Origin of the sequence: Sphingopyxis sp., assembly GCF_036402335.1 — a bacterium.
Taxonomy (GTDB): Bacteria; Pseudomonadota; Alphaproteobacteria; order Sphingomonadales; family Sphingomonadaceae; genus Sphingopyxis.
This window is the reverse complement of record NZ_DASWTD010000074.1, coordinates 1-4,802: the sequence shown is the minus strand read 5'-3', so window position 1 is coordinate 4,802 and position 4,802 is coordinate 1. Positions and strand designations below refer to the sequence as shown.

At 63.9% G+C, this 4,802-nt stretch carries 6 protein-coding genes; 5 read left to right on the top strand and 1 reads right to left on the bottom strand.

The window, feature by feature from the left end; all coding sequences use genetic code 11:
- Window positions 1–119 (top strand): 3-deoxy-7-phosphoheptulonate synthase (locus VGD20_RS02275; protein WP_331132901.1); only part of this gene is annotated, 119 nt, incomplete at its 5' end.
- Between the two features lie 110 nt (window positions 120–229).
- Here the strand turns inward: VGD20_RS02275 and VGD20_RS02270 are convergent.
- Window positions 230–1,603 (bottom strand): class II 3-deoxy-7-phosphoheptulonate synthase, encoded by a 1,374-nt coding sequence (locus VGD20_RS02270; RefSeq protein WP_331132900.1) that lies wholly within the window; start codon window positions 1,601–1,603, stop codon window positions 230–232.
- Between the two features lie 256 nt (window positions 1,604–1,859).
- Here VGD20_RS02270 and VGD20_RS02265 point away from each other — a divergent pair, with 256 nt between their 5' ends.
- The 4 genes from VGD20_RS02265 to VGD20_RS02250 form a co-directional block, all read left to right on the top strand.
- Window positions 1,860–2,570, top strand: a complete 711-nt coding sequence (locus tag VGD20_RS02265; protein WP_331132899.1) for a cyclic nucleotide-binding domain-containing protein — start codon at window positions 1,860–1,862, stop codon at window positions 2,568–2,570.
- Window positions 2,571–2,594: 24 nt separating this feature from the next.
- Window positions 2,595–2,945, top strand: a complete 351-nt coding sequence (locus tag VGD20_RS02260) for an ArsC family reductase (RefSeq protein ID WP_331132898.1) — start codon at window positions 2,595–2,597, stop codon at window positions 2,943–2,945.
- Window positions 2,942–4,018: a glycerophosphodiester phosphodiesterase gene (locus tag VGD20_RS02255; protein WP_331132897.1), complete on the top strand. Its 1,077-nt coding sequence runs from the start codon at window positions 2,942–2,944 to the stop codon at window positions 4,016–4,018. Before VGD20_RS02260 ends, VGD20_RS02255 begins: the two co-directional genes overlap by 4 nt.
- On the top strand, window positions 4,015–4,802 hold a 788-nt coding region (locus tag VGD20_RS02250), incomplete at its 3' end, for an aldo/keto reductase (RefSeq protein WP_331132896.1). The genes VGD20_RS02255 and VGD20_RS02250, both read left to right, overlap by 4 nt.

The window sequence follows — 4,802 nt, the reverse complement described above, 5'->3', positions numbered from 1 at the left end:
ACCGCTATCACACGCACTGCGACCCGCGTTTGAACGCGGGCCAGAGCTTGGAGCTCGCGTTCCTGCTCGCCGAGATGCTCAACCAGGAAATGGCCGACCGCGCGAAGCAGGCGGCTTAATTAACCCGTCGCCCCCGCGAAGGCGGGGGCCATCTCCGACGGCTTCGGATGTCAGCGGCGGGTGATGGGTCCCCGCCTTCGCGGGGACCCATATATCCTATCAGCTCGGATCAAGCCGCCTGCTTTGCCCGATCCGCCATTTCCTGATTGAGCATCTCGGCGAGCAGGAAGGCGAGTTCGAGGCTCTGCCCCGCGTTGAGACGCGGGTCGCAATGCGTGTGATAGCGGTCGGCGAGATCCATCTGGGTTACGTCCATCGCGCCGCCGGTGCATTCGGTGACATTCTGGCCGGTCATCTCGATATGGATGCCGCCGCCATGCGTGCCCTCGGCACGGTGCACGGCGAAGAAGCCGCGCACTTCGGCGAGGATGCGCTCGAACGGGCGCGTCTTGTAGCCGTTGGGCGTCTTGATGACATTGCCGTGCATCGGGTCGCACGACCAGACGACGGGGTGGCCCGATTCCTTCACCGCGCGCACCAGCTTGGGCAGGTGCGCCTCGATCTTGTCATGGCCGTAACGCGTGATCAGCGTCATGCGTCCCGCGACATGGTTCGGATTCAGCGTGTCGAGCAGGCGCAGCAATACGTCGGGCTCGAGGCTGGGGCCGCACTTCATGCCGACCGGATTGCCGATGCCGCGGAGGTACTCGATATGCGCCGAACCCTCGAAACGGGTGCGGTCGCCGACCCACAGGAAATGGCCCGACGTGTCGTACCAGCCGCCGGTCAGGCTGTCCTGCCGCGTCAGCGCCTGCTCATAGGGGAGCAGCAGCGCCTCATGGCTGGTGTAGAAGCTGGTGCCCTTGATCTGCGGCACCGTTTCCGGCGTCACGCCGCACGCTTCCATGAAGGCAAGCGCTTCGGAAATCCGCGCTGCCGTTTCCTGATATTTCTTCGCCCATGGGCTGCGGTCCATGAAGTCGTGCGTCCAGGCGTTGACCTGATGCAGGTTTGCATAGCCGCCGTTCGCGAAGGCGCGCAGCAGATTCAGCGTCGCCGCCGACTGGTTATACGCCTTGACCATGCGCTGCGGGTCGGGTTCGCGGCCGGCTTCTTCGAACGCGATGTCGTTGATGATATCGCCGCGATAGCTCGGCAGCGACACGCCATCGATATCTTCCATGTCGGCTGAACGCGGCTTCGCGAACTGGCCCGCCATACGGCCAAGCTTTACCACCGGCATCTTCGACGCGAACGTCAGCACGACCGCCATCTGAAGGAGGACGCGAAAGGTGTCGCGGATATTGTTCGGATGGAATTCGGCAAAGCTTTCGGCGCAGTCGCCCCCCTGGAGCAGGAACGCCTTGCCTTCGGCCACGCGGCCAAGGTCGGCGGTCAGGTCGCGCGCTTCGCCCGCAAAAACCAGCGGCGGATAGTTGCTCAGTTCACGTTCCGCTGCCGCGAGTACCTCGCCGTCGCGATAGGTGGGAAGCTGGCGGGCTTCGTGCGAGCGCCAGCTGTGCGGTTGCCAATTTTTCGTCATCTGCCTGTTCTTTTCGCGTTCGAATCGAGCGCCACATGGCGCTTATGCCGCGCGGACGCAATGTTTGCGGCACGGGCAAACCGCAAAATTAGCATTATCGTGACATTTGCGCACCTATGCTTTTCTTGAGCGGCAAAAACTGATAGTTTGTTACAAGCTTTTGAAACGACAATCGGGACGCAACCAAGGCATTTGACTATCGGTAACGTTATACACCGGTGACCCGACTTCGGGTCTCGACGCGAAGCGATTGGCTATGGCGAATTTCGATTCCGCATGGTTCGTATACGGGGTGCTGATGTTGCTGCTCGCGACGAGCTTCGTCGTGCGCATCGACTACGTACGCATCGGTCTCGCCGCCGCGGCGCTTGTCGCCCTGCCGCTTGTCTTCTTCCGTGAGCCCGATGTCGGTTATGGCATGCTGGTGCTGGCGATCCTCGTCGTCAACATCGGTATATTGACGCGGCTGTGGCTGCGCGGGACGAACGTCCGATTTTCGGCCGAGGAAGAGGAATTGCGCCGCCAGCATTTCGCCCGGCTGAGTCCGGTCGCGGCGCGCGGCCTGATCGATCAGGGGCACTGGATTTCGGCACGCCGGGGCGAAGTGCTGATCCGCGAGAACCAGGCGGCACCCAGCCTTTTCTACCTTGCCGAGGGGCTCGCCGCGATCCAGCGCGACGGCGCCGAGGTCGGGAAATTGTCGGACGGCGCGCTGATCGGCGAAGCAACCGTGCTCGACGGTTCATACGCCACCGGTACGGTCGTGCTGGGCAGCAATGCGCGGTTGTGGTTCGTTCCCGCCGCAGCGTTGCGGGCGTATCTCGCCGCCAATCCCGACCTCGCGGGCGCGCTCCACGAAGGTTTTGCGCGTGCGCTGCGCGGCAAATTGGCGAGCGCGAATACGCGTATCGCCGGCCGGCCGCCGATTTCCGAGGGGCCTAAGGCATCTGACGCCTCGAATATGTAATCGGCTCCTGCTACTCCCGGTTTCATGACGCTGATTCTTTATGGCATTTCGAACTGCGACACGGTGAAGAAGGCGCGGCGCTGGCTCGACGAGCAGGGTGTCGCCCACCGCTTTCACGACGTGCGCAAGGATGGGCTCGACGCCGCGCGGCTCCAGGACTGGATCGACGCGCTTGGTTGGGAGAAACTGCTCAACAAGGCAGGAACGACCTTTCGCAAGCTGCCCGATGCCGAGAAGGACGGGCTCGATGCGGCCTCGGCCAAAGCGCTGATGCTGGAGCAGCCGGCAATGATCCGCCGCCCGGTGGTCGAAGCCGCGGACGGGATCAGCGTCGGCTTTTCGGCGAGCGACTGGCAGACGCGTTTTGCGGCATGATACGGCGGTTCGCGGCCCTGCTGGCCCTGATGCTGTCCGCCGGCTGCGCGGCTGAACCGGTGACCGCGCAGGCAACCCTCGACGGCCAGCCGCCGATCGTGATCGCGCATCGCGGCGCGTCGGGCGAGCGGCCCGAACATACGATCGCCGGCTACAAGCTCGCGATCGAACTGGGCGCCGATTATATCGAACCCGACCTCGTGCTGACCAGGGACGGTGTGCTCGTCGCGCGGCACGAGAACGAGATTTCGGAGACGACCGACGTCGCGAACCATCCCGAATTCGCAGGCCGCAAGGCGACGAAGACGATCGACGGGAAAGAGGTCAGCGGCTGGTTCACCGAGGATTTCACGCTCGCCGAACTCAAGACGCTGCGCGCGCGCGAGCGTCTGCCGCAGCTGCGCAGCACCGAATATGACGGGCAATTTGAAATCCCGACGTTCGAGGAAATCCTGACCTTCCTCGCCGAGGCGAACAAGGGGCGCAAGGTGCCCGTTGGCGTCTATCCCGAAACCAAGCATCCGAGCTATTTCGTGTCGATCGGCCTGCCGCACGAGGCGCCGCTGCTCGCGATACTCGACCGCTTCGGTTATCGGGACCGCAAGGCGCCCGTGTTTATCCAGAGCTTCGAGGTCGGCAATCTCAAGGCGCTGCGCGCGAAGAGCGACCTGCCGCTGATCCAGCTCTTGGACGGCGAAGGCGGGCCAGCCGACACGCCCGGTACCAGCTATGCCGCGATGACGTCGCCCGCCGGGCTCAAGGCGATCGCGGCCTATGCCGACGGGATCGGCCCTTACAAGGAAATGGTCATCCCGCGTGGGGTGCTCGGCCGGCTCGGCGATCCCACGACGCTTGTGCACGATGCCCATGCCGCGGGGCTCAAGGTCCATCCCTGGACCTTCCGCCGCGAAAACTACTTCCTGCCGCTCGGCGACAAGGGCGGGATCAATCCCGCCGGCCATGGCGACCTCGCGGCCGAAATTGACGCTTATCTGAAAACCGGTATCGATGGCCTGTTCAGCGACAATCCGCGCGAAGCGGTGGCAACGGTGAAGAAGGGAAGCGTCCGATGACCGACAAGCCTCTTGGCCAAAGCGGACTTTCGACTCCGCCGCTCGTTCTTGGCGGCAATGTCTTCGGCTGGACGGCCGACCGCGCGGCGAGCTTTGCCGTGCTCGATCGCTTTATCGAAGGCGGCGGGCGGATGATCGATACCGCCGACGTCTATTCGGCCTGGGCCGAGGGACATTCGGGCGGCGAGTCCGAAACCATGATCGGCGAATGGCTGAAGGGCAGCGGGGCGCGGGACAAGATGCTGATCGCGACCAAGGTCGGGATGCTTCCCGGCGAAGGCGGTCAGGGACTCCAGCCCGACCGCATCCGCGCCGCGGCCGGTGCATCGCTGGACCGGCTTGGCGTCGAGACGATCGACCTCTACTTCGCGCACAAGGACGATCCCGATGTTCCGCTCGACGAAGTGCTCGGCGCATTTGGCGAACTGATCGACGCCGGCAAAGTCCGTGCGATCGGTGCCTCCAACTATAGCGCCGAACGGCTGGCCGAAGCGCTGCGCATCGCCGATGAGAAAGGCCTGCCGCGTTTCACGGTGATGCAGCCCGAGCTCAACCTGCTTGACCGCGACCAGTATGAGGGGCCGCTGCAACAGCTTTGTGTCGCCGGGAATATTGGCGTGATCCCATACTACAGCCTCGCCTCGGGCTATTTGTCGGGGAAATATCGCGGCGCCGACGATCTTCGGCAGAGCCCCCGCGGGTACAAGGCGAAGTCCTATATGGAAGGACGCGGTCCTGCGGTGCTTGCGGTGATGGACCGGATCGCCGCCGAAACCGGCGCGAC